The 22,077-nt window shown below is 64.6% G+C and carries 16 protein-coding genes and 1 tRNA gene; 12 read left to right on the plus strand and 5 right to left on the minus strand.

Features of this window, described 5'->3' with window-relative positions:
- Positions 1 to 8: 8 nt before the first annotated feature.
- From rpoC to ACSQ3N_RS02680, 7 genes are all read left to right on the plus strand, one after another.
- The gene (gene rpoC, locus ACSQ3N_RS02650) at positions 9 to 4,247 is read left to right on the plus strand and encodes a DNA-directed RNA polymerase subunit beta' (protein WP_056165013.1); all 4,239 of its coding nucleotides are present in this window, start codon (positions 9 to 11) and stop codon (positions 4,245 to 4,247) included.
- A gap of 189 nt (positions 4,248 to 4,436) precedes the next feature.
- Complete coding sequence (locus ACSQ3N_RS02655) at positions 4,437 to 5,066, plus strand: LemA family protein (protein ID WP_056165016.1); 630 nt, start codon at positions 4,437 to 4,439, stop codon at positions 5,064 to 5,066.
- 24 nt (positions 5,067 to 5,090) lie between these two features.
- Complete coding sequence (gene rsmB / locus ACSQ3N_RS02660; RefSeq protein WP_056165018.1) at positions 5,091 to 6,527, plus strand: 16S rRNA (cytosine(967)-C(5))-methyltransferase RsmB; 1,437 nt, start codon at positions 5,091 to 5,093, stop codon at positions 6,525 to 6,527.
- Positions 6,528 to 6,564: 37 nt separating this feature from the next.
- A complete protein-coding gene (locus tag ACSQ3N_RS02665) occupies positions 6,565 to 7,149 on the plus strand; it encodes a DUF4390 domain-containing protein (protein ID WP_369817127.1) in 585 nt (194 codons plus the stop codon).
- Positions 7,146 to 9,440 (plus strand): sensor histidine kinase, encoded by a 2,295-nt coding sequence (locus ACSQ3N_RS02670; RefSeq protein ID WP_056165022.1) that lies wholly within the window; start codon positions 7,146 to 7,148, stop codon positions 9,438 to 9,440. The genes ACSQ3N_RS02665 and ACSQ3N_RS02670 overlap by 4 nt, the downstream gene beginning before the upstream one ends.
- A gap of 41 nt (positions 9,441 to 9,481) precedes the next feature.
- Positions 9,482 to 10,162 carry a response regulator gene (locus tag ACSQ3N_RS02675; protein WP_056165023.1) on the plus strand — a complete coding sequence of 227 codons (681 nt, stop codon included), beginning with the start codon at positions 9,482 to 9,484 and terminating at the stop codon, positions 10,160 to 10,162.
- Positions 10,163 to 10,234: 72 nt separating this feature from the next.
- Positions 10,235 to 10,310 (plus strand) — tRNA-Phe (locus ACSQ3N_RS02680).
- A 68-nt stretch (positions 10,311 to 10,378) separates the two neighbouring features.
- Here the strand turns inward: ACSQ3N_RS02680 and ACSQ3N_RS02685 are convergent.
- Complete coding sequence (locus ACSQ3N_RS02685; protein ID WP_156371989.1) at positions 10,379 to 10,975, minus strand: hypothetical protein; 597 nt, start codon at positions 10,973 to 10,975, stop codon at positions 10,379 to 10,381.
- An 802-nt stretch (positions 10,976 to 11,777) separates the two neighbouring features.
- Between ACSQ3N_RS02685 and ACSQ3N_RS02690 the strand changes: the two genes are divergently transcribed.
- On the plus strand, positions 11,778 to 12,755 hold the full coding sequence (locus tag ACSQ3N_RS02690; protein WP_156371990.1) for a hypothetical protein: 978 nt from the start codon (positions 11,778 to 11,780) through the stop codon (positions 12,753 to 12,755).
- A 293-nt stretch (positions 12,756 to 13,048) separates the two neighbouring features.
- On the opposite strand, the gene ACSQ3N_RS02695 is transcribed toward ACSQ3N_RS02690, so the two are convergent.
- Positions 13,049 to 14,143, minus strand: coding sequence for an AraC family transcriptional regulator (locus ACSQ3N_RS02695; protein ID WP_436145513.1), 1,095 nt, complete (start codon positions 14,141 to 14,143; stop codon positions 13,049 to 13,051).
- A 301-nt stretch (positions 14,144 to 14,444) separates the two neighbouring features.
- Between ACSQ3N_RS02695 and ACSQ3N_RS02700 the strand changes: the two genes are divergently transcribed.
- From ACSQ3N_RS02700 to ACSQ3N_RS02710, 3 genes are read left to right on the plus strand one after another with little or no spacing between them, the layout of a single operon-like run.
- On the plus strand, positions 14,445 to 15,245 hold the full coding sequence (locus tag ACSQ3N_RS02700; protein ID WP_396505174.1) for an SDR family oxidoreductase: 801 nt from the start codon (positions 14,445 to 14,447) through the stop codon (positions 15,243 to 15,245).
- Positions 15,246 to 15,258: 13 nt separating this feature from the next.
- Positions 15,259 to 16,830 carry a flavin-containing monooxygenase gene (locus ACSQ3N_RS02705; protein ID WP_436145514.1) on the plus strand — a complete coding sequence of 524 codons (1,572 nt, stop codon included), beginning with the start codon at positions 15,259 to 15,261 and terminating at the stop codon, positions 16,828 to 16,830.
- A gap of 42 nt (positions 16,831 to 16,872) precedes the next feature.
- On the plus strand, positions 16,873 to 18,123 hold the full coding sequence (locus ACSQ3N_RS02710; protein WP_436145515.1) for a dienelactone hydrolase family protein: 1,251 nt from the start codon (positions 16,873 to 16,875) through the stop codon (positions 18,121 to 18,123).
- A 75-nt stretch (positions 18,124 to 18,198) separates the two neighbouring features.
- Here ACSQ3N_RS02710 and ACSQ3N_RS02715 read toward each other — a convergent pair whose 3' ends face one another.
- Together ACSQ3N_RS02715 and ACSQ3N_RS02720 are read right to left on the minus strand one after the other, a co-directional pair.
- Positions 18,199 to 19,701, minus strand: coding sequence for a tripartite tricarboxylate transporter permease (locus ACSQ3N_RS02715; protein WP_436145516.1), 1,503 nt, complete (start codon positions 19,699 to 19,701; stop codon positions 18,199 to 18,201).
- Between the two features lie 12 nt (positions 19,702 to 19,713).
- Positions 19,714 to 20,172, minus strand: coding sequence for a tripartite tricarboxylate transporter TctB family protein (locus ACSQ3N_RS02720; protein ID WP_436147907.1), 459 nt, complete (start codon positions 20,170 to 20,172; stop codon positions 19,714 to 19,716).
- Positions 20,173 to 20,336: 164 nt separating this feature from the next.
- Between ACSQ3N_RS02720 and ACSQ3N_RS02725 the strand changes: the two genes are divergently transcribed.
- Entirely contained in the window at positions 20,337 to 20,756 is a 420-nt protein-coding gene (locus tag ACSQ3N_RS02725) for a MarR family winged helix-turn-helix transcriptional regulator (protein ID WP_436145517.1), read from the plus strand.
- A 157-nt stretch (positions 20,757 to 20,913) separates the two neighbouring features.
- On the opposite strand, the gene ACSQ3N_RS02730 is transcribed toward ACSQ3N_RS02725, so the two are convergent.
- Positions 20,914 to 21,675, minus strand: coding sequence for an SDR family NAD(P)-dependent oxidoreductase (locus tag ACSQ3N_RS02730; RefSeq protein WP_436145518.1), 762 nt, complete (start codon positions 21,673 to 21,675; stop codon positions 20,914 to 20,916).
- Positions 21,676 to 22,077 lie beyond the last annotated feature (402 nt).

The following is a 22,077-nucleotide window of genomic DNA, read 5'->3' on the forward strand; positions in this document are numbered from 1 at the left end:
GAGTCACTATGAAATCGCTACTCGACCTGTTCAAGCAATTCACGCCGGATGAGCACTTCGATGCCATCCGCATCGGCATGGCTTCGCCCGAAAAGATCCGTTCGTGGTCTTTCGGCGAAGTGAAGAAGCCCGAAACCATCAACTACCGCACGTTCAAGCCCGAGCGCGACGGTCTGTTCTGCGCCAAGATCTTTGGCCCCATCAAGGACTATGAGTGCCTGTGCGGCAAGTACAAGCGCCTCAAGCACCGCGGCGTGATCTGCGAGAAGTGCGGCGTTGAAGTCACGCAGACCAAGGTGCGACGCGAGCGCATGGGTCACATCGACCTGGCCGCGCCTTGCGCTCACATCTGGTTCCTGAAGTCGCTGCCATCGCGTCTGGGCCTGGTGCTCGACATGACGCTGCGCGACATCGAGCGCGTGCTGTACTTTGAAGCCTACGTGGTGACCGACCCCGGCATGACCCCGCTGAAGAAGTTCAGCATCATGTCCGAGGACGACTACGACGCCAAGCGCAAGGAATACGGCGACGAATTCATTGCCAAGATGGGCGCCGAAGGCATCAAGGACCTGCTGGAATCCATCGACATCGACCTGTCGATCGAACGCCTGCGCGGCGACCTGACCGGCTCCGAAGTCAAGGTCAAGAAGAACGCCAAGCGCCTGAAGGTGCTGGAAGCATTCAAGAAGTCGGGCATCAAGCCCGAGTGGATGGTGCTCGAAGTGCTGCCCGTGTTGCCACCGGACCTGCGTCCGCTGGTGCCGCTCGATGGTGGCCGCTTCGCCACGTCCGACCTGAACGATCTGTACCGCCGCGTCATCAACCGCAACTCGCGTCTGCGCCGCCTGCTGGAGCTGAAGGCCCCTGAAATCATCGCCCGCAACGAAAAGCGGATGCTGCAGGAAGCCGTCGACTCGCTGCTGGACAACGGCCGCCGTGGCAAGGCCATGACAGGCGCCAACAAGCGCGCGCTGAAGTCGCTGGCCGACATGATCAAGGGCAAGTCGGGCCGTTTCCGCCAGAACTTGCTGGGCAAGCGGGTGGACTACTCGGGCCGTTCCGTGATCACCGTGGGCCCAACGCTCAAGCTGCACCAGTGCGGCCTGCCCAAGCTGATGGCTCTGGAGCTGTTCAAGCCCTTCATCTTCTCGCGCCTGGAAGCCATGGGCATCGCGACGACGATCAAGGCTGCCAAGAAGGAAGTCGAATCCGGCACGCCGGTGGTGTGGGACATCCTGGAAGAGGTCATCAAGGAACACCCCGTGATGCTCAACCGTGCGCCTACGCTGCACCGTCTGGGTATCCAGGCCTTCGAGCCCATCCTGATCGAAGGCAAGGCCATCCAGCTGCACCCCCTCGTCTGCGCGGCCTTCAACGCCGACTTCGACGGTGACCAGATGGCCGTCCACGTCCCGCTGTCGGTGGAAGCGCAGATGGAAGCCCGCACGCTGATGCTGGCCTCCAACAACGTGCTGTTCCCTGCATCGGGCGAGCCCTCCATCGTTCCTTCGCAGGACGTGGTGCTGGGCCTGTACTACGCCACCCGTGACCGTATCAACGGCAAGGGCGAAGGCCTGGTGTTCGCCGACACCGGTGAAGTGCAGCGTGCTCTGGACGCCGGCGAAGTCGAACTCGCCGCCAAGATCACGGTGCGCATGACCGAGTGGACCAAGAACAAGGAAACGGGCGAATTCGTTCCGTCCACCTCGCTCGTGGAAACCACCGCCGGCCGTGCACTGCTGTCCGAGATTCTTCCCAAGGGCCTGCCGTTCTCCAACATGAACAAGGCGCTCAAGAAGAAGGAAATCTCGCGCCTGATCAACGTCTCATTCCGCAAGTGCGGTCTGAAGGAAACGGTCGTGTTCGCCGACAAGCTGCTGCAAAACGGCTTCCGTCTGGCCACGCGCGCCGGTATCTCGATCGCCATCGACGACATGCTCGTGCCTCCACAAAAGGCCGGCATCATCGAGCGCTCCGAGAAGGAAGTGAAAGAGATCGAACAGCAGTACGTGTCCGGTCTGGTCACCTCTGGCGAGCGCTACAACAAGGTGGTGGACATCTGGGGCAAGGCCGGCGACGAAGTGTCCAAGGTCATGATGGCCCAGCTGTCCAAGCAAAAGGTCATCGACCGCCACGGCAACGAAGTGGACCAGGAGTCCTTCAACTCCATCTACATGATGGCCGACTCGGGCGCCCGGGGTTCTGCTGCGCAGATTCGCCAGGTGGCCGGTATGCGGGGTCTGATGGCCAAGCCTGACGGCTCGATCATCGAGACGCCCATCACCGCGAACTTCCGCGAAGGTCTGAACGTGCTGGAGTACTTCATCTCCACCCACGGTGCCCGTAAGGGTCTGGCCGACACGGCGCTGAAGACGGCCAACTCTGGCTACCTGACGCGCCGCCTGGTGGACGTGACGCAGGATCTGGTCGTGACCGAGGAAGATTGCGGCACCTTCAATGGCTCGCTGATGCGCGCCATCGTCGAAGGCGGTGAAGTGATCGAATCGCTGCGCGACCGTATCCTGGGCCGTACCGCTGCCGAAGACGTTCTGCACCCCGAGAACCGCTCGGTGCTGGTGCCTGCCGGCGTGATGCTGGAAGAAGACATCATCGAAGAGATGGAAGCGGCTGGCGTGGACGAAGTGAAGGTACGCACTGCACTGACCTGCGAAACCCGCTACGGCCTGTGCGCCAAGTGCTACGGACGCGACTTGGGCCGTGGCGGCCTGATCAACCTCGGCGAAGCCGTGGGTGTGATCGCTGCCCAGTCCATCGGCGAACCCGGCACGCAGCTGACCATGCGCACGTTCCACATCGGTGGTGCGGCATCGCGTGCAGCCATCGCGTCGAGCGTGGAAGCCAAGTCCAACGGCGTGATCGGCTTCAACGCCACGATGCGCTACGTGAGCAATACCAAGGGCGAGCTGGTCGTCATTGCGCGTTCGGGTGAAATCATCATCCACGACGAGCATGGCCGCGAGCGCGAACGCCACAAGGTGCCTTACGGCGCGACGCTGACGGTCAAGGCCGACCAGACCATCAAGGCCGGTACCATCCTGGCCAACTGGGACCCGCTGACGCGACCCATCATCACCGAGTTCGCCGGTCAAACCAAGTTCGAGAACGTCGAAGAAGGTCTCACGGTGGCCAAGCAGGTCGACGAAGTGACCGGCCTGTCCACGCTGGTGGTGATCGACCCCAAGCGCCGCGGCGCTGCCAAGGTCGTTCGTCCTCAGGTGAAGCTGATCGACGCGCAGGGCAACGAAGTGAAGATCCCTGGCACCGACCACTCGGTGACCATCGGCTTCCAGGTCGGCGCTCTGATCCAGGTGCGCGACGGCCAGGACGTGGGCCCCGGCGAGGTGCTGGCCCGTATCCCGGTCGAAGGTCAGAAGACCCGCGACATTACCGGCGGTCTGCCCCGCGTGGCCGAGCTGTTCGAAGCCCGTACTCCGAAGGACAAGGGCACGCTGGCCGAAATGACCGGTACCGTGTCGTTCGGCAAGGAAACCAAGGGCAAGGTCCGCTTGCAGATCACCGATCCTGAAGGCCACGTGTTCGAAGAACTCGTGCCCAAGGAAAAGAACATCCTGGTGCACGAAGGCCAGGTGGTGAACAAGGGCGAATCGATTGTGGACGGCCCGGCCGACCCGCAAGACATCCTGCGCCTGCTGGGTATCGAAGAGCTGTCGCGCTACATCGTGGATGAAGTGCAGGACGTGTACCGCTTGCAGGGCGTGAAGATCAACGACAAGCACATCGAGGTGATCGTTCGCCAGATGCTGCGCCGTGTCGTGGTCGAGAACACCGGCGAGTCGAACTACATTGCCGGTGAACAGGTCGAGCGCTCCGAGATCCTGAACACCAACGATGCACTGCAGTCCGAAGGCAAGATCGCCGCGACCTACAGCAACCTGCTGCTGGGTATCACGAAGGCATCGCTGTCGACCGACTCGTTCATCTCGGCGGCTTCCTTCCAGGAAACGACCCGCGTGCTCACCGAGGCTGCCATCATGGGCAAGCGCGACGAACTGCGTGGCCTGAAGGAAAACGTGATCGTGGGTCGCCTGATCCCTGCCGGTACCGGCATGGCCTACCACCAGGCACGCAAGGCCAAGGACGCCATGGACGACGCAGAGCGCCGTGCCATCGCCGACGCCGAAGCTGCCGAAATGGAAGCGCAGGCGGATACGGCGGACGTCGAAGGCAGCGCCACCGTGGCTGCCAGCGACAACACGGCCGATTGAGGCCAAGGCTGAACCCGTTCTTCGCCATGCGCGAAAGACGGGTTCACCGTGGCCTTCAGCCCCCAGGCTGTCTTTGAAACGCTCCCGTCCTGTCCCAGGCAGGCCGGGAGCGTTTTTCATTCAATTCGTTGTTTCGTTCACCCCTTCTTCGGGCCGTGCGCGCCAAGTCCGCGCTGCCGGCATCTGTGCATGTGGTCATCGCCTCTTTTCTGGATCGTCATCGCCATCGCTCTGTTCTGGGCGCTGGGTGCCTACAACCGGCTGATGCGGTTGCGATCGGCTGTCGTGCAGTCGTTCGGCAGCTTCGACGCCCACATGGTGCGCCAGGTGGCGCTACTGGGGGAGTTCAACGCGGCTTGCTCGGTGCAACAGAACGACGCTGAACTGTCTGCACACCAGGAGATGGCGGCGCTGCAGGGCGCCACCACCCAGTTGAGCGCGTCGCTGGCCGTGGCCAGGGCCCGGCCCCTGCGGCCCGATGCGATGGCCGCGCTGGCCGCTGCGCGCGACGTGCTGCACGCCAGCTGGCCTGGCGCGCTGCGCAAGGCGCAAGAAGCTGCCGTGGTCACGGTGCCTGCGGCTGCGCTACCTGCCGCAGCGCCAGCCAATGAGGGCGAGGAGCACAACAGTGCCCCGCTGGCGGAGGTGTTGTCGCCCTCGCTGTTCTGGTCGGTGCGCTGGGGCGACCATGTGCAGCAGAACGATCAGGCCATTGCCGTCTTCAATGACGCTGTGGTGCAGTACAACGAAGCCATCGTCCAGTTTCCAGCCAACCTGCTGGCCTGGGCGTTTGGCTTCAAAGCGGCACGCGGGCTGTAGCCGCCCGCGCACCGAAGGACCCCCATGAGCTCCTCACCATCCCGGGGCAATACGCCCCCAGCCGCGCAGCCCCCGGGCGCAGGGTCTTCCGCCACGGGCCGTGGCGGCCCGCCAGGCCAAAAGCCGCAAGCCGTCGCGCTGTGGCAGCAACTGCTGGCCGTGGCTGGCGCGCTGCAGGCCATCCGCGCCGGGCAGTCCGGCACCGCGGCGCTGGCCGCTGTCGAGGCAGTGTTGCGCCCGGGCGTGCAGGCCCTGCTGTTCCAGGTGCTGCGCCAAGCCGGCCGGGCCGAGGCCCTGCGCCGTGCCATGGTGCCGCGCACGCCGCCCCCCGCTGCAGATGCCTTGCTCTGCACAGCCCTGGCGTTGTGCTGGAACCCGGAGGAGTCGCCGTACGAGCCCTTCACCCTGGTGAACCAGGCGGTCGAGGCCGCCAAGCGCCACGCCGGTACGCGCGCGCAGTCGTCCTTCATCAACGGCTGCCTGCGCAGGTTCCTGCGCGAGCGCGACGCCCTGGTGCAGGGCACCGACGCCGACCCCTTGGCGCGGTGGAACCACCCCGCCTGGTGGATCGCCCGCTTGCGCAAGGACCACCCGGCGCATTGGGAGCAGATCTTGCGCGCCAACAACACCCACGCGCCCATGACGCTGCGGGTCAATGCACAAAAAAGCACGCTACCGCTCTACCAGAAAGCGCTAGATGCTATCAATTTTGATTCTGAGCCTGTTGGTGCGTCGGGGCTGGAATTGCGCCAGGCAGTGCCGGTGCAGGCCTTGCCAGGCTTCGCCGATGGCCACGTCTCTGTACAAGACGCTGCTGCGCAGCTGGCCGCACCGCTGCTGCTCGATGGCTTGGATCTGTCGCAGCCGCTGCGGGTGCTAGACGCCTGCGCCGCACCGGGCGGAAAGACGGCCCACCTGCTCGAGATGGCCGGCGCCGGCGCCCCTTTGCAGGTGACGGCCCTGGAGATCGACCCGCTGCGCAGCGCCCGGATCGGCGAAACCCTGCAGCGGCTGGGTCTGCAAGCCCAGGTGGTGGTGGCCGACGCGGCCCGCCCCGAGGACTGGTGGCAGCAGCAGTGCGGTGGCGCGCTTTTCGACGCCATCTTGCTCGACGCTCCGTGCACGGCATCCGGCATCGTGCGGCGCCACCCTGACGTGCGGTGGCTGCGCCGCGAGAGCGACATCGCCCAGCTGGCCGTTCTGCAGGCACGGCTGCTGGCCGCGTTGTGGCCGCTGGTGCGCCCCGGCGGGCGGTTGCTGTACTGCACCTGCTCGGTGTTCCGCGCCGAGGGAGAGGGGCAGGTCCAAACGTTTCTTGCGCACAACACCGATGCGCAATTGCTGCCGTCACCCGGCCATTTAATTCCCGGTAAAGCGGACAAGCCCGGAACTGTCCCGGACAATCAGTTGGGTGATCACGACGGATTTTTTTACGCACTGTTGCAGAAATCGCCGCAATGAGTCGCAATGGACTCGTTGGAGCCTGCTTTGCAGCGTTCTGTTGGTGTTGTGGAGCTGCTGCTTCCTGGCATCCGTCTCGGTAGCGGCCCCTTCCGCTGTCCCTGAAGTGGGGGACCTGCGGCTGGATCGCACGGAAGACGGCCTGTACCTCAGCGCCAACCTGCAAGTCCTGCTGCCCGAGCTGGCCGAGGATGCGCTCTACAAAGGCATCCCCATGTACTTCGTGGCCGAAGCCCAGGTCACCCGAGACCGCTGGTACTGGTACGACCGGCAAGTGGCGGAAACAACCCGGTATCTGCGACTAAGTTACCAGCCGCTCACCCGGCGGTGGCGCCTCAACATATCGCCAGTGCCTTTCACCAACAGCGGGCTTGGCGTGGTACTGGGCCAGACGTTTGATGAATATGACGACGCGATGGCCGCCATACAGCGCTTTTCACGCTGGAAAATCGCCGAAGGCGACGTCATGGACGCCGATACCGTTCACACCGTGCATTTCAGGTTCAGGCTCGACACCTCCCAGCTGCCCCGTCCGTTCCAGATCGGCACCGTGGGCCGCTCGGGCTGGAACCTCCTGGTATCGCGCAGCCAGCGCGTCGGTGCCCTAGAGCCTGCCAAGTGAGCCCGGATCCTGTCAGTACCCCCGGCTCGGCCTCTGCCCACGCGGCGGCCCGGCAATCCCGCGCGGTGCGGTGGGCGGTGGGGGTGGGCGCGGCCATCATGTCCGCCATCGGGCTGGTGCTGCTGTTTCTGCTGACGCTGGCCACCAACAACCGCGCCCTGTACGAGCGCAACTACGCCTGGCTCTTCGGCGTGAACGTGCTGGTGGCACTGCTGCTGCTGGCCGTGCTGGTCTGGGTTGCTGCGCGCCTGTCCATGCGGCTGCGCAAGGGACGCTTCGGCAGCCGCCTGCTGGTCAAGCTGGCCGCCATCTTTGCGCTGGTGGGGCTGATGCCGGGGCTGCTGATCTACGTGGTGTCCTACCAATTCGTCACCCGGTCGATCGAAAGCTGGTTCGACGTGAAGGTGGAAGGGGCGCTGTCCGCCGGCGTCAACCTGGCGCGCGTGTCGCTCGACTCGCTGGCCACCGACATGGCCTCCAAGACACGCAATGCCGGCACACAGGTGGCCCAGGTGCCAGACGCCGCCGCAGGCCTGGTGCTGGAGCGCATTCGCGACCAGCTGGGCGCGACCGACGTGGTGCTGTGGAACGCTGCAGGCCAGGCCGTGGCCAGCGCAGGGCAGTCCCGCTTCAGCCTCAACCCCGAGCGCCCCAGCGTGTCGCTGTTGCGCACCGTACGCCAGCAACGCGCCAGCGCCCAGATCGAGGGGCTGGACGACATCTCCGACCCCGCCGCAGCCCAGAACGCCCGCGTGAAGGTGCTGGCCCTTGTCAGCAACCCCAGCGTGGGCCTGCTGGCCGAGCCGCGCTATCTGCAGGCCACATTGCCGCTGCCCGCCGCCCTGGTGGCCAACGCCATCGCCGTGCAAGAGGCCAACCGCGAATACCAGGAGCGTGCCCTGTCACGCGGCGGCCTGCGGCGCATGTACGTCGGCACGCTCACCTTGAGCCTGTTTCTGGCCGTGTTCGGCGCGGTGCTGCTGGCCGTGCTGCTGGGCAATCAACTCGTGCGGCCCCTGTTGGTGCTGGCCGAAGGCGTGCGCGAGGTGGCCGCAGGCAACCTGAGCCCCAAGGCCGCGCTGCAGGGCAAAGACGAGCTGGGCGGCCTCACACGGTCGTTTGCGCTCATGACCCAGCAGCTCGCAGACGCCCGCCACGCTGTGGAGCTGAGCATGGGCGAGGTCGATGCCTCGCGGGCCAACCTGCAGACCATCCTCGACAACCTCACCGCCGGCGTCATCGTGCTGGACGATCAGGGCGTCATCCGCTCGTCCAACCCCGGCGCAACGCGCATCCTGCGCGCGCCCATGGCAGCGTACGAAGGGCGGGCGCTGGCAGAAGTACCCGGCCTGTCCGAATTCGCAGCGGCAATCCAAGGCCACTTCGACGCCTTTCTGGGCGATAACGAGCGGCACGGGCTTGACCACTGGCAGCAACCGTTCGAGCTGCATGCGTCGTCCATCGGCGTGGGGCAGCACGCCACCAGCCTGGTCGCGCGGGGCGCTGAACTGCCCGATTCCGCGCGACTGTTGGTTTTTGACGACATTTCAGAGATTGTTTCTGCACAACGTGCGCAGGCCTGGGGCGAGGTGGCGCGCCGCCTCGCGCACGAGATCAAGAACCCTTTGACGCCCATCCAGCTGTCTGCCGAACGCCTGGAAATGAAGCTGGCCGGCAAGCTGCAAGGCCCCGAGCAAGCAGTGGTGACCAAGTCCGTCAAGACCATCGTGGACCAGGTCGATGCGATGAAGCGGCTGGTCAACGAGTTTCGCGACTACGCCCGCTTGCCGGCAGCAGAGCTGCAATTGCTGGACATCAATGCGCTGGTGACCGACGTGCTGAATCTCTATGGCGAAGAGAACGCCACCGTCCGCGTGGAGGCCGAGCTGGACCCCCGTTGCCCCTCGATAGCGGGCGATGCGCAGCAGCTGCGCCAGGTCGTCCACAACCTCTTGCAAAACGCCCAGGACTCCACCGAGCAGGCCGGCGCCACGGCCACCGAACCGCTGCCGCCGGTGCGCATCAGCACCCGCTGGAGTGAGTCTTCACGCCGCGTGCGGCTCACCGTGGCAGACAGTGGCGGCGGCTTTCCGGCGCACATCCTGCAGCGCGCTTTCGAGCCCTACGTCACCACCAAACCACGCGGCACCGGCCTGGGTCTGGCCGTGGTCAAAAAGATCGCCGACGAGCACGGCGCACGCATCGACCTGTCCAACCGCACCGAAGATGGCGTGGTGCGCGGGGCCCAAGTGTCGTTATCATTCGCCCCTGAACCAGCGTTGGCGGCATAACAACACCGCCCCGCAGTACTTCCCAAGGCGTTTCTACACACATGGCAAACATTCTGGTGGTCGACGATGAGCTCGGCATTCGTGATCTGCTGTCGGAAATCCTGAACGACGAAGGTCACAGCGTAGACCTTGCAGAAAACGCCACCCAGGCGCGCAGCGCCCGGGCCGGGAACAGCTACGACCTCGTGCTGCTCGACATCTGGATGCCCGACACCGACGGCGTCTCCCTGCTCAAGGAATGGGCCACCGCCGGCGTGCTGACCATGCCCGTGATCATGATGAGCGGCCACGCCACCATCGACACCGCGGTCGAAGCCACCCGCATCGGTGCCTTCTCCTTCCTGGAAAAGCCCATCACCCTGCAAAAGCTGCTCAAGGCAGTGGAGCAGGGCCTGGCCCGCAACGCCGCCCACCAGGCTGCACCCGCCGCCGCCCAGGCACCCGTCCAGCCCCCGGCAGACCCCACCTTCGCCCAGCTCCCCGCCGTGTCGACCGTGATGGCCGGTGTGGACGCCGGCCCCCACGCCCACCAGGGCTTCGACCTCGACCGCCCCCTGCGCGAAGCGCGTGACGGCTTCGAGAAGGCCTACTTCGAATTCCACCTGGCCCGCGAAGGCGGCTCCATGACCCGCGTGGCCGAAAAGACCGGCCTGGAACGCACCCACCTGTACCGCAAGCTGCGGCAGCTGGGCGTGGACCTGGGCCGCGGCAAGCGCGGTTGATCTTCAGGCATCGTCAAAAATTTCCGTTCATCGCCAGAAAGCCATTTTTTTCTGGTTATAATTTGAGGCTCAGGCCCGGTAGCTCAGTCGGTAGAGCAGAGGATTGAAAATCCTTGTGTCGGTGGTTCGATTCCGCCCCAGGCCACCAGTCAGCATGCGCCCCAGCGCCCGAAAGGGTTCTGGGGCGCTTCTACATTCAACGTCGGTTTTTACAATTCAGCGGAGCGAGGTTGATTCAACCCACGTTGCATCCGGTGCCACTCCCGGCTGCCATTGGCTTCGGTTCCTTTGCACGATGTATGCGGCGGCTCGCCAGAAGGTATCGACCACAAGGCTGATCGTGGCATGCGACATCAGTTGCGGTCCCTTCAGTTCATGCGCATATCGCCATTGCACGAAAGGCTGTTTCCCAAGGGTTTCAAGAGCCCTTTCAAAAGATTCAAGGCGAATGTCGGGGCCTGTTGAATAGGGTTCTGGGTTTAAGTGACCGAACATCCCTCCGATGAGCGTTTTGTGTGCGGGCGCCACCTTTGACCATAGTGGAGGGATGGCGTGGCCAAAGCTGACTTTTTCCGATGACTCTCCTCGGTCAATAAGGTCCACCATCAAAAAGAACTTCAGAAAAAGCTCGAGTGCGAAGCTGGAGCAAACGACTGCCGGGAAGGTCAAAGCCATTTCCTCACAGCGCTTGCCGTAGTCGCTCACCAGCAGCCCCGCGCGAGCGTAAGCGGTCGCAATTGCGTATAGAGCCTCAGGGTCATATGGATCTTCGCTGGGTACAAAGACCAGCGAAGGGATTGCAGGCACGGACATGGGTAGGTCTCCATCGGGTGGCGACCATTCTGCTGCACTAGCGGAGCGGGCGCACCCGTTCACCCATCCGAGCGTTCGCGTAGTGCTCGGTCATCTCCCGATTCTTTTACGCCAGCAGCTTCTGCGAGTGAGCAAGGTCGCCGGTGTCGGTCGCGGCCTTCGCCCAAATATCCCGACAAAGACGCGCTAATGGCCTTCCTGGGTCGCTGGTTGATGCGGCCCATGACGGCCGCCAGCTCGCCGGTAATCTCGATGCCCCAGGCGTGCTCCGGTCTTGTTCTGCAGGATCCACAATGCGCCATCCCGAATATCGGTGCGCTTGATCTTAAGCACATCGGTCGGCCGTTGCCCCGTTAGCAAGGCAATATCTATGGCACCTATCACCGTGGGATGCGCGTTGGCCAGTACGCGTTCGCTTCCTCATCAGTGACACAGCGCGAGCGCCCTGTTTGTTCTGTGGTGGGACTCCATCCCTGGCCTAGTTGAAGATGTGCGAGAACAGGGCATTATCGCGATTGGCGCGTACTTTTGCCATTTGGCCGCGGATAAACGAAGCGAATCAGCATGTGTTTGAGCTCTACACATGCGGTAATGACGCTGAGGTCATCCAACTTTGGCCGTGCCATGCGATTTGAAATCACGAGCCCCGAATGATGACATTGCGATGGCTGACGAGGGTTTTTCAATTTGATTCGATGGAGGGGACATGACAAATCAAAAGGCAGGGCGGGCTGATTGGTCCGCGCGTTGGCGCACTCGACTGAGTCAAGCCGAAAGACGTGAGCCAGCGATACTGAGCACCATGCGGAAGGTCGAGGCGGTAACGAGCGGGCTGCCTTGGAAATGGGTAGGTGCGCTGTTTTTTGTAGTCGGCTGCATGCCTTTGCTTGGATACCTGATCTTCGTTGGCTATGTGCCAACTAATTTGCTCGGGCTTTTGGGTTTGGCCGGTATTTCGTCGGTGTGGCTCTTGTTGCTCTGGACCTTGATAACGGTCTTGATGTTCGGCGTTGTGGCGACAGCGGTTGTATATGAGGTAAAGAACCTTAATTGGAGAACCACCCTTCTCGGGCAACTGGGTCCATTCTTCTTGTTGATGGGAATCTTTTTCCGGCCGTTAGGGTTGTGGTTTTCTGTGTTGTGCGCCGTTTGCGGTCTGTGCGCAATAGTCTGGACACTTGCGAGGCTCTGGCGTGAGCAGCCTAGGAGGGAGACAGAGGGCTTCCTCTTGGCAATAGTCGCGTTGCTATTGGGAGGTCCGTTGGTGTCTCTCGGAGTCCTCTTGATTGGGGCACATTCGGCTAGGCTTGGCCTCCTCGGCGACCCCGGGGTTTGGACGATTGCATTATGGTGCGGCGCAACTGTGGTGTTGATATGCGCAAATGCAGCTGTCACCTATGTGCGTGCTGCCCCTGTGGCTGTATTGGCCCTATGTTTTTTCTCGTCAGGGTTGATTGTTATGGCTGTGGCGGGACCCAGGTATGTGACCGCAGTCGTGGCATCTCAAGTCGGTTTGCGACTGCCGGGAACCGTTGAAATTCTGGTTCCGACAAGCACCTGTGCGACCGTAATTGCAGCAGCGAAGCGTCTCGAAAAACTGACCGGCGCAGACCCGCAGCCTATTTGCGAACGCGCGGTGAATACCTTGTCCGTAGAAGTGCAGTTGCGTTGGGGAGACCGATGGCTGATTGCGGCGAAATCGGTCAACGGCACGCCATTGCCCAAACCTGGCGTCAGATTGACTATTCCCGAAAAGGACACGGAACTCATCTTGCCCTAGTCCGCAGCCCACAACGGACACGCAAGGTGACGCAACGTTTCAGGCTTTGCTCTCTTGTGAGGCCTCCGATTGAGCGTCAATCGTATGACCGTACTTTGTCGAATTTGGGGGAACTCTGGGGGAGCACTGTGGTGCTATCAAATAATAGTTTCTAGATTCCGCGCGTGCTTCTGGGCGCCTTCTTGTAGAGCCTAAGCCACCAAATCCGATAAGCCCCAGTTCAATCCAACTGGGCTTTTGCTTTTCTGACCCGACGACGTATTCCCCTGGGTTCGCCGGCCACGTCACATCGACTACTCCCTCGGCGTCGGCCTCCGAATCCCCGGCTCAATCAGTGCCCCCCCACACCCCCGCTGCCGCGTATCCGACGGCGTCTCTCCAAACCGCTTGCGGTAGCCCACTGCAAAGTGCCCCAGATGAAAGAACCCATAGCGCGCTGCAATGTCCGCTACGTGCGGGGCGCGGTCTGCGCTGGTGGGCTGCTGCAGTGCGGCGCGGGCGGCATCCAGCCGCAGGTCGCGCAGAAAGGCCATGGGGCTTTTGCCTGTGCATTGGGCGAAGGCCTGCTGCAACGACCGGGCGCTGGTGCCCACATGGGCGCACACGTCGGCAAGGGTGATGGGCAGCTCCAGTTGGCTGTGCATGAATTCCTGTGCGCGCTTGACGGCACGTGGCAGCACCACGCGCCCGGCGCCGGCTGTGGATGCGCCCGCGCCTGCGCCAGCGGCAAGCACTGCCGAGTGGTTGTGCTGCGCGGACAGCAGCAGGCTGGTGAGCAGGTGGTTCTCGGCCTGTTCCGCCAGCACCGGGTGCCCCAGCAGGAACGCACTGGTTTCCACCGCCGAACGCAGGTAGGCGATGAAGCTGGCCATGCCCATGAGTGCGGGGTTGGCCAGGTCCATGCCCAGGTCGAACACCAGGGGCTGCTGCACCGGCGCTTGCAGCAGGTCCGACAAGCGGGCGTGCAGCGCGTCGCGCTCAATCTTGACGATGAACTGCGGGCTGTCTTCATGCCAGCGCATGGACAGCGGCTCGGTGGGCGAGGGTACCGAGGCCATCAGCGTGTGCGACTCCACCGTTTGCCCGCCGCAGCGGACCGTGGCGCCGCCGCGCAGCGGTATCTGCAGCAAATAAAAACTGCGCAGGTATCCGGGCTCGATGCGCACTGCAGGGCCGTACTGCACATAGTTCAGGCTGACATGGCGGTGCAGCGGGGCGCTGTGGTGGCATGCGTCCAGCCTGTCGCCGGGGTGCAGGGTGGCCAGGTCGTGCGGGCAGAACACGCGGCCCACGAACTCGCGCGCTTCGTCCAGGTCGTGGCTGTCGAACAGGCGATAGCGCTGCAGCGGTAGCCGGTCGGCGGCGGTGCTCTGCGGGGCGATGTCCATGGTCTTTGCGGCGTGGGCGTGCGTCGGTCGGTCGGTCGGGCGGTCGGTGGATCGTGTGCTGCATGCAGCGGGTGCGCCACGGCGGCGGTGCGAACGAAATACTGCGTTTTAGGGACACCGCCTGCGCTTTCCGGATGCGGTCGGGCCGGCTCCTTTTCTATTCTTGTGCAGGCCCCGAGCCCTGCGCAAGAGCGTTACCCCGGGGCAATCGGCGCGACTGTGTCGGCGTGTAAACGCTGCTGCAGCGCAGCAAAGGCCGCCGGGCGCACTGCCCGGGGCGCAACGCACAGGAGTCACCATCATGGTCCAGGGGTTCGAAGGAATGCGCGGCAAGAGCGCCATCGTGACGGGGGGCGCCACGCTCATCGGGGCCGGGGTGGTGCGCGCACTGCACCAGGCGGGGGTGAGGGTCATGGTGGCCGACATCAACGCAGAAGCCGGGCAGGCATTGGCGGATGAACTGGGTGCCGGCGTGCTGTTTCGGCGCACCGACATCACCAGCGACGCGGAGATCGCCGCCTGCGTGGCCGAAGCTGCAGAGCGCCACGGCGGGGTCCATTACCTGGTGAACCTGGCCTGCTCCTATCTGGACGATGGCATTGCATCGCCGCGGGAGGACTGGCTGGCTTCGCTCAACGTGAACCTGGTCAGCGCAGTGATGGTGCTCAAGGCCGTGCGCCCGCATTTTCAGCGTGCGGGCGGCGGTGCGGTGGTCAACTTCACCAGCATTTCCTCGGGCGTGGCGCAGACCGGGCGCTGGCTCTACCCCGTGGGCAAGGCGGCCATGGTGCAGCTGACGCGCAGCATGGCCATGGACTTGGCGGGGGAGGGTGTGCGCGTGAACAGCGTCTCCCCGGGCTGGACGTGGTCGGCCATCATGGACCAGCTCACCGGCGGCGACCGCGCCAAGACCGACCGCGTGGCCGCGCCGTTTCACCTGCTGCGCCGCGTGGGCGACCCGGCCGAAGTGGCCAACGTGGTGCTGTTCCTGTGCTCGGACCTGGCCAGCTTCGTGACGGGGGCCGACTATGCCTGCGACGGCGGCTACTCGGCCATGGGCCCCGAGTCCTATACCCCCGCCATTCCCCAACTGATGTCGTGAAGGAGCAGCCGCCATGACCATTCGATCCGTAGGCATCGTCGGTGCCGGATTTGCCGGCCTGTCCACCGCCAAGGTGCTGCGCGCCTTTGGCTTTGAGGTGACGGTGTTCGAAAAAGAGCCCGACGTGGGCGGCGTGTGGGCCGCATCGCGCCGCTATCCGGGCCTGACCACGCAGAACCCGCGCACCACCTACGCGCTGTCGGACTTTCCGATGCCGGCGCAGTACCCCGAATGGCCGTCGGGCGAGCAGGTGCAGGCCTATCTGCAATCGTATGCAGAGCACTTCGGCCTGGTGCCCCACCTGCGCATGTCCACGGTGGTGGAGAGCGCGGTGCTGGATGAAGATGCCGGCACGTGGACGGTGCAGACGCGGCCTGCGCAAGGGCAGGGCGATGGCGTGACGCCCACGCAGGCGCAAACGCAGGGTCAGACCCAGACGCACCGCTTCGACTACCTGGTGGTGTGCAACGGCATCTTCAGCGAGCCCGCCGTGCCGCACTATCCGGGTGCGGACTCCTTCGTGGCGGCGGGCGGGCGCGTGTGCCATACCAGCCAGTTCAACGACGCGAGCGATGCACGCGGCAAGCATGTGCTGGTGGTGGGCTACGGCAAGTCGTCGTGCGACGTGGCCAACGCCATTGCGGCCGACAGTGCCAGTACCACGGTGCTCGCGCGCCACCTGATCTGGAAGATTCCCAAGAAGTTCATGAACGTGCTGAACTTCAAGTTCCTGCTGCTCACGCGCATGGGCGAGGCGCTGTTCAAGTACATCGAGCCCAAGGGTTTTGAGAAATTCCTGCACGGTGCGGGCCTGCCGGTGCGCAACTCCATGCTGGGCAGTGTCGAGTCGGTGGTCACCCGGCAACTGAAGCTGCGCGAGATCGGCCTGCACCCGGGCACACCGCTGGAGACCATCGCCCGCAGCACCGTGAGCCTGGTGACCGATGGCTTTTACGAAAAGGTGGCCGCAGGAGCTCTCGGCGTGCGCAAAGGCTTGACCATCCGCGAGCTGCAGCCCGGCCAGGCCGTGCTGAGCAATGGCGAGACGGTGCCGGCCGACATCGTGGTCTGCGGCACCGGCTGGCACCAGCAGGTGCCGTTTTTCGACACTGGCGTGATGCAGCGCATCACCGATGCGCGCGGCAACTTCCGGCTGTACCGCTCCATCCTGCCGGTGGGCATGCCGCGCCTGGCCTTCAATGGCTACAACTCCTCGTTCTTCAGCCAGCTCAACTGCGAGGTGGGTGCGTTGTGGCTGGCCAACCACCTGCGCGGCGGCCTGCAGCTGCCGTCCCAGGCCGACATGAATGCGCAGATCGACCGGCGCCTGGCCTGGATGGAGGAGCGCACCGATGGCAAGCATTCCAAGGGCACCAACATCATCCCGTTCTCGGTGCACAACATCGACGAGCTGCTGCAGGACATGGGCTTGCCGCTCGGCGCCGTCACGCGTTTCAGGCAATGGCTGGAGCCGGTGAACCCCGCCGACTATGCTGTGGTCACCCGACGGTTGCTGGCCCGGCATGCGGGTGCAGCTGCCGGTGCGCCACTGGCCGCCCGCGCTGCAGCGGGCACCGGTGTCTGAAACGATTCGCCCCGACTCTTATCCCACCAAGAAGGACATCCCATGCCAGGACAATGGACCACGCTGGACGCCGCCGACGGCAGCGGCCGCTTTCGCGCCTACCTCGCCACCCCTGCCAGCGGCAGCGGTCCCGGCCTGGTGATCGCGCAGGAGATCTTTGGCGTCAATGCCACCATGCGCGACGTGGCCGACTACTACGCAGAAGAAGGCTACGTCGTGCTGGTGCCCGACCTGTTCTGGCGGCAAGAGCCTGAGGTCGAACTGGACGCCGCCACCGACATGCCGCGCGCATTCGCGCTGTACCAGGGCTTCGATGAAGCCAAGGGCGTGGACGACCTGCAAACCGCCATCACTGCCTTGCGCGCGCGGCCCGAGGTCCAGAGCGCGGGCAGTGCTGGCAGCGCGGGCGGCCTGGGCAAGGTCGGTGTGCTGGGCTTTTGCCTGGGCGGCAAGCTGGCCTATCTTGCGGCCTGCCGCACCGACGCCGACGTGGCCGTGGGCTATTACGGCGTGGGCATCGAGGCCGCGCTGGCCGAGGCGCCCGGCATCCGGTGCCGCCTGGTGCTGCACATCGCCGAGCTCGATGGCTTCTGCCCGCCGCCAGCGCGGGACGCCATCGTGCAGGCCCTGTCGGGCCGCGAGAACGTGGAGCTGTACGTCTACCCCGGTACCGACCATGCCTTCGCCCGCGTGGGCGGCGACCATTTTCACAAGCCGTCGGCCCTCATGGCGCACCAGCGCAGCGTGGCCGCGCTGCGGCGCGAGATGGGCCCGCACTACGACCTGTCGGCGCTGTGGGACAAGCACTGCGAATACGAGTTCGCCACCCGCGACGTGGACGCCACCATGGCCACCATGGTGGCCGAACCGTATGTGAACCACATCCCCACCATGACGGGCGGAGTGGGTTACAAGCACCTGCACGACTTCTACACACGCCACTTCGTCAACAGCAACCCGCCGGACACGAGCCTGACCCCGATCTCCCGCACGGTCGGGGCCACGCAAGTGGTGGACGAAATGCTGTTTAGCTTCACCCACACCACCGAGATCCCGTGGATGCTGCCCGGCGTGGCGCCCACGGGCCGGCGCGTGGTGATACCGCTGCTGGCGGTGGTGAAGTTCCGCGGCGATAAGCTCTACCACGAGCACATCTACTGGGATCAGGCCAGCGTGCTGGTGCAGGTCGGACTGCTCGACCCCGCAGGCCTGCCCGTGGCCGGCGCGGAGACGGCGCGCAAGCTGCTGGACGAGACCTTGCCTTCCAACAGCTTGATGGGCGAGAGCCGCTAGCCTGGGTGCGGCCCGGCGGCATGGCGTGAGGTGCGGGCCGAGGTGAGGGCTTTGCTCTAGCCTCAGGCCGCCTTCTTACGCTTCCTGAAACGCCTCTTCCCGCCGCTTCTTCACCGCCGGCAGCGCCACTATGGCCAGGAGGATCAGCGTGGCGATCAGCAGCCCCAGGGAGATGGGCCGCTCCACAAACGTGGCGAAGTCGCCGCGCGAGAGCAGCAGTGCCCGGCGCAGGTTCTCTTCCATCATGGGCCCCAGCACAAAGCCCAGCAGCAGCGGGGCAGGCTCCATGCCGAAACGGGCGAACAGGTAGCCCGCCACGCCCAGCGCCGCCGTCACGAACACGTCGAAGGTGTTGTTGTTGATCGAGTAGACCCCGATGCAGCAGAACACCAGTATGGCGGGGTACAGCAGGCGGTAGGGCACCTTCAGCAGCTTCACCCACAGCCCGACCAGGGGCAGGTTCAACACGATCAGCATCGCGTTGCCGATCCACATCGATGCGATCAGGCCCCAGAACAGTTCCGGGTTGCTCGTCATCACCTGCGGGCCGGGCTGGATGTTGTGGATGGTCATGGCGCCCACCATCAGCGCCATGACGACGTTCGATGGGATGCCCAGCGTCAGCAGCGGCACGAACGATGTTTGGGCGCCCGCATTATTGGCGGCCTCGGGGCCGGCCACGCCCTCGATGGCGCCGTGGCCGAACTCGTGGCTGCGGCTCGACAGCTTCTTTTCCAGCGTGTACGAGGCAAAAGACGACAGCGTGGCACCACCGCCCGGCAGCATGCCCAGCACCGTGCCCAGCGCGGTGCCACGTGCGGCCGCCGGGATGAAGCGGCGAAAGTCGTCTTTGGTCGGGAACAGCTTCATCACCCCGCTGGTGAAGGTCTCACGGTGCTCGCGCTGCTCCACATTGGCGATGATTTCTGCAAAGCCGAAGATGCCCATCGCCAGCGCGACGAAGTTGATGCCGTCGGTGAGTTCGGGCACGCCGAAGGAATAGCGGGCCGTGCCGGAGTTGACGTCGGTGCCCACCAGCCCCAGCACCAGGCCCAGCAGGATCATGCCCACGGCTTTCAACAACGAACCCGAGGCCAGCACGACCGCGCCCACAAGCCCCAGGACCATCAGCGAGAAGTATTCCGCCGGCCCGAACTTGAACGCCAGCTCGGCCATGGGTACCGCGAAGGCGGCCAGCACCAGGGTCGCAAAACATCCGGCGAGGAACGAGCTGATGCCCGCCGTGGCCAGCGCCGCGCCGGCGCGGCCCTTGCGTGCCATCTGGTAGCCGTCGATGGCGGTGACCACGGACGATGATTCGCCCGGCAGGTTGACCAGGATGGCCGTGGTGGAGCCGCCGTACTGCGCGCCGTAGTAGATGCCGGCCAGCATGATCAGCGCGGATACCGGCTCCAGCGAATAGGTGATGGGAAGCAGCATCGCGATGGTGGTCGAAGGGCCCAGGCCCGGAAGCACCCCGATGAGCGTGCCCAGCAGGCACCCCACCAGCGCGTAGATGACGTTCTGCAGGCTGAGTGCGGTTTCAAAGCCGAGGGCCAGGTTGGAGAGCAGTTCCATGGCGTGCTCCCTTCAACCCAGAAAGGCCGGCCACAGGCCGATCTGCAGGTTGATGCCTTTGATGAAAACACCCACGCTGAAGGCGCTCAGCAGCGCCGCGTTCAACAGCGCCGCCCGCCAGGTGAACTCATGGCTGGCCATGCTGGAGACGACCACCAGCACCACCAGCGACAGGACCAGGCCCGCGGGCTGCAGCAGCACACCGAAGAGCACCACCGCACCCAGGATCCAGGCGATGCTGCCGAACTCGGGGCGCTTGACCTTCTCTTGCGCTGCAGAGGGTTTCAACGAGCCCGCTGCGAGCGCCAGTCCGATCAGCACCAGCAGTACGCCGATCCACAACGGGAACCAACCCGGGCCCATGCGGGCAGCGTCCCCCACGCGGTAGCTCAGCGCACCGATGCTGAACCCCAGGCCTGCGAGCATGTAGATGCATCCGGCGCCGAAGTCCTTCTGATTGCGGACCTGAATTCTTGACCCCATTTTTGTCTCCTTGCACTGTCGTTGATCAAAGGAGCGCGATTTATATCACTGCATGATCTATTTGCATCACAGCATGACATAGATTGGCGTGTGGTTATGGGCCGGGTACATTGGCGGCACGCTCGTTGATTTCATCGGCAGGAAATAACAACATGAAGAAGATCGACAAGGCGCAGCTGGAGCGCCTTTCGCAATTCCGGTACCAACTGCGGCGGTTCATGCGCTTTAGCGAGGACGCCGCCCAAGAGGCCGGATTGACCGTGCTGCAGTACCAGCTCATGCTCCATACGCAGGGCATGGAGGGGCGCCACTGGGCCAGCATCAGTGAGCTGGCCGAGCGCCTGCAAGCCAAGCACCACGGCGTGGTGGCCTTGGTGTCGCGCTGCGAGGCGGCGGGGCTGGTGGTGCGCCGGCAGAACGCGGACGACGGCCGGGTGGTGGAGATCCACCTGACCGCCCAGGGCCAGAAGAGCCTTCAGCAGATCGCCCTGCGGCACGAGTCCGAATTGACGGCGCTGGCAGACATCATCGAGCAGGCCAGTGCCCGGTACCGGGGCGGTTTCGAGAAGTAGGCCCGCCGGCAACGTGCTGTGACGGCCTTTGCGATCAGCGTGGTGCCGATCAGCAGCTGCAAGCGCAACGCGACGTCATCCTGCAGGGGCAGGCCATGAGGCCATGAGGCCTTGAGGACGCGGGCGGGCGTGGTGCGGTGGCCAGCGCCTGCGGGCGTCAGGTCAGATTCAACCCACCGTCCGACAGCAACACCTCGCCCGTCAGGTAGTCGGACGCGACCAGCATGGCCACGGCGTGGGCAATGTCGTCGGGGCTGGCGGCCCGGTGCATGGGGGCGCGGTCGCGCCACAGCGCCTGCGCATCTTTCCAGTCCGCCGTCAGCGGCGTGTCGACCAGGCCCGGTGCGACGGCGTTGACGCGGATGTCCGGGCCGAGCGACACGGCCAGCAGCCGCGTCAGGTGGTTGAGCGACGCCTTGCTCACCGCGTACGGAATGGACGCGCCCTTGGGCCGCACCCCCGCGTGCGAGCTGATGTTGACGACGCTGCCGGCACGGCCGCGCTTCGCTGCCTCGCGCAGGGCCGGCTCGGCCAGGGCGACGAGGTGAAAGGGCGCCACCACGTTGACCTCGTGCAATTCATGCCACACCGCCGACGTGGCTGCCGCCAGGTTGGCGTGCGGGATGACTTTGCTGATGCCGGCGTTGTTGACCAGCACGTCGAGCCGGCCCCACGCGGCCATGGCCTCGTGCATCAGGCGGACCCTGTCGGCCTCCAGGGCCAGGTCGGCTTGCACGTAGACCGCATGTTTCAACTCGGCGGCCATGGCGTGCCCGGTGTCAGCCGAACTGCGCGAATGCAGGACCACCGCGTAGCCTTCGCGGTTCAGCCTGCGCGCGATGGCGGCGCCGATGCCCGAGGTCGACCCGGTCACCAGCGCCACACCCAGCATGTTGTCGGTTGTCGAAGGCGCATTCATCTGTCAAATCCTCGGTGTCGATCGGTTGGCAGGCCTGAGCTGTCCATGTTTTGAAGTGGGCGCGTCACTGTGCGCGGTGCGCCGGTTCCCGCGGCGGAACACGGGTCTCAGATCGATGCGCGCCACAAATTCGATGCCCGCTTTGAGCCGGCGATGGATGGCGGGCCGGAGAGTTTAGTGCGGCGCGCGGTGCAGGCGGCATCACGGGCCGGCGCAGCCTCTGCGCCAAACGCGCTTGCCGTTGCCAAGCAGTTTTTTTGCGCTCCCGCAATGTCATTGTCAGAGCCGCTGATCAGTACGGGCCAGCTCTTCACGCGGATCGGCGACTGCCCATGGCTGGACTGCAGTGCCCGGCGTGAGCGCTGCACTGGAGCTTACTGTGACGTTTTGGGGCACGTTCGG

The sequence above is a fragment of the Acidovorax sp. LjRoot194 genome (genome assembly GCF_964253015.1).
In the GTDB taxonomy this organism is placed as follows: Bacteria; Pseudomonadota; Gammaproteobacteria; order Burkholderiales; family Burkholderiaceae_C; genus Acidovorax.

Excerpts from the sequence above, each read along its gene's own strand:
- rpoC (WP_056165013.1), top strand. The coding sequence starts at position 9 with ATGAAATCGCTACTCGACCTGTTCAAGCAATTCACGCCGGATGAGCAC.
- ACSQ3N_RS02655 (WP_056165016.1), top strand. The coding sequence starts at position 4,437 with ATGTGGTCATCGCCTCTTTTCTGGATCGTCATCGCCATCGCTCTGTTC.
- rsmB (WP_056165018.1), top strand. The coding sequence starts at position 5,091 with ATGAGCTCCTCACCATCCCGGGGCAATACGCCCCCAGCCGCGCAGCCC.
- ACSQ3N_RS02675 (WP_056165023.1), top strand. The coding sequence starts at position 9,482 with ATGGCAAACATTCTGGTGGTCGACGATGAGCTCGGCATTCGTGATCTG.
- ACSQ3N_RS02685 (WP_156371989.1), bottom strand. The coding sequence starts at position 10,975 with ATGTCCGTGCCTGCAATCCCTTCGCTGGTCTTTGTACCCAGCGAAGAT.
- ACSQ3N_RS02690 (WP_156371990.1), top strand. The coding sequence starts at position 11,778 with ATGCGGAAGGTCGAGGCGGTAACGAGCGGGCTGCCTTGGAAATGGGTA.
- ACSQ3N_RS02695 (WP_436145513.1), bottom strand. The coding sequence starts at position 14,143 with ATGGACATCGCCCCGCAGAGCACCGCCGCCGACCGGCTACCGCTGCAG.
- ACSQ3N_RS02700 (WP_396505174.1), top strand. The coding sequence starts at position 14,445 with ATGGTCCAGGGGTTCGAAGGAATGCGCGGCAAGAGCGCCATCGTGACG.
- ACSQ3N_RS02705 (WP_436145514.1), top strand. The coding sequence starts at position 15,259 with ATGACCATTCGATCCGTAGGCATCGTCGGTGCCGGATTTGCCGGCCTG.
- ACSQ3N_RS02710 (WP_436145515.1), top strand. The coding sequence starts at position 16,873 with ATGCCAGGACAATGGACCACGCTGGACGCCGCCGACGGCAGCGGCCGC.
- ACSQ3N_RS02715 (WP_436145516.1), bottom strand. The coding sequence starts at position 19,701 with ATGGAACTGCTCTCCAACCTGGCCCTCGGCTTTGAAACCGCACTCAGC.
- ACSQ3N_RS02725 (WP_436145517.1), top strand. The coding sequence starts at position 20,337 with ATGAAGAAGATCGACAAGGCGCAGCTGGAGCGCCTTTCGCAATTCCGG.
- ACSQ3N_RS02730 (WP_436145518.1), bottom strand. The coding sequence starts at position 21,675 with ATGAATGCGCCTTCGACAACCGACAACATGCTGGGTGTGGCGCTGGTG.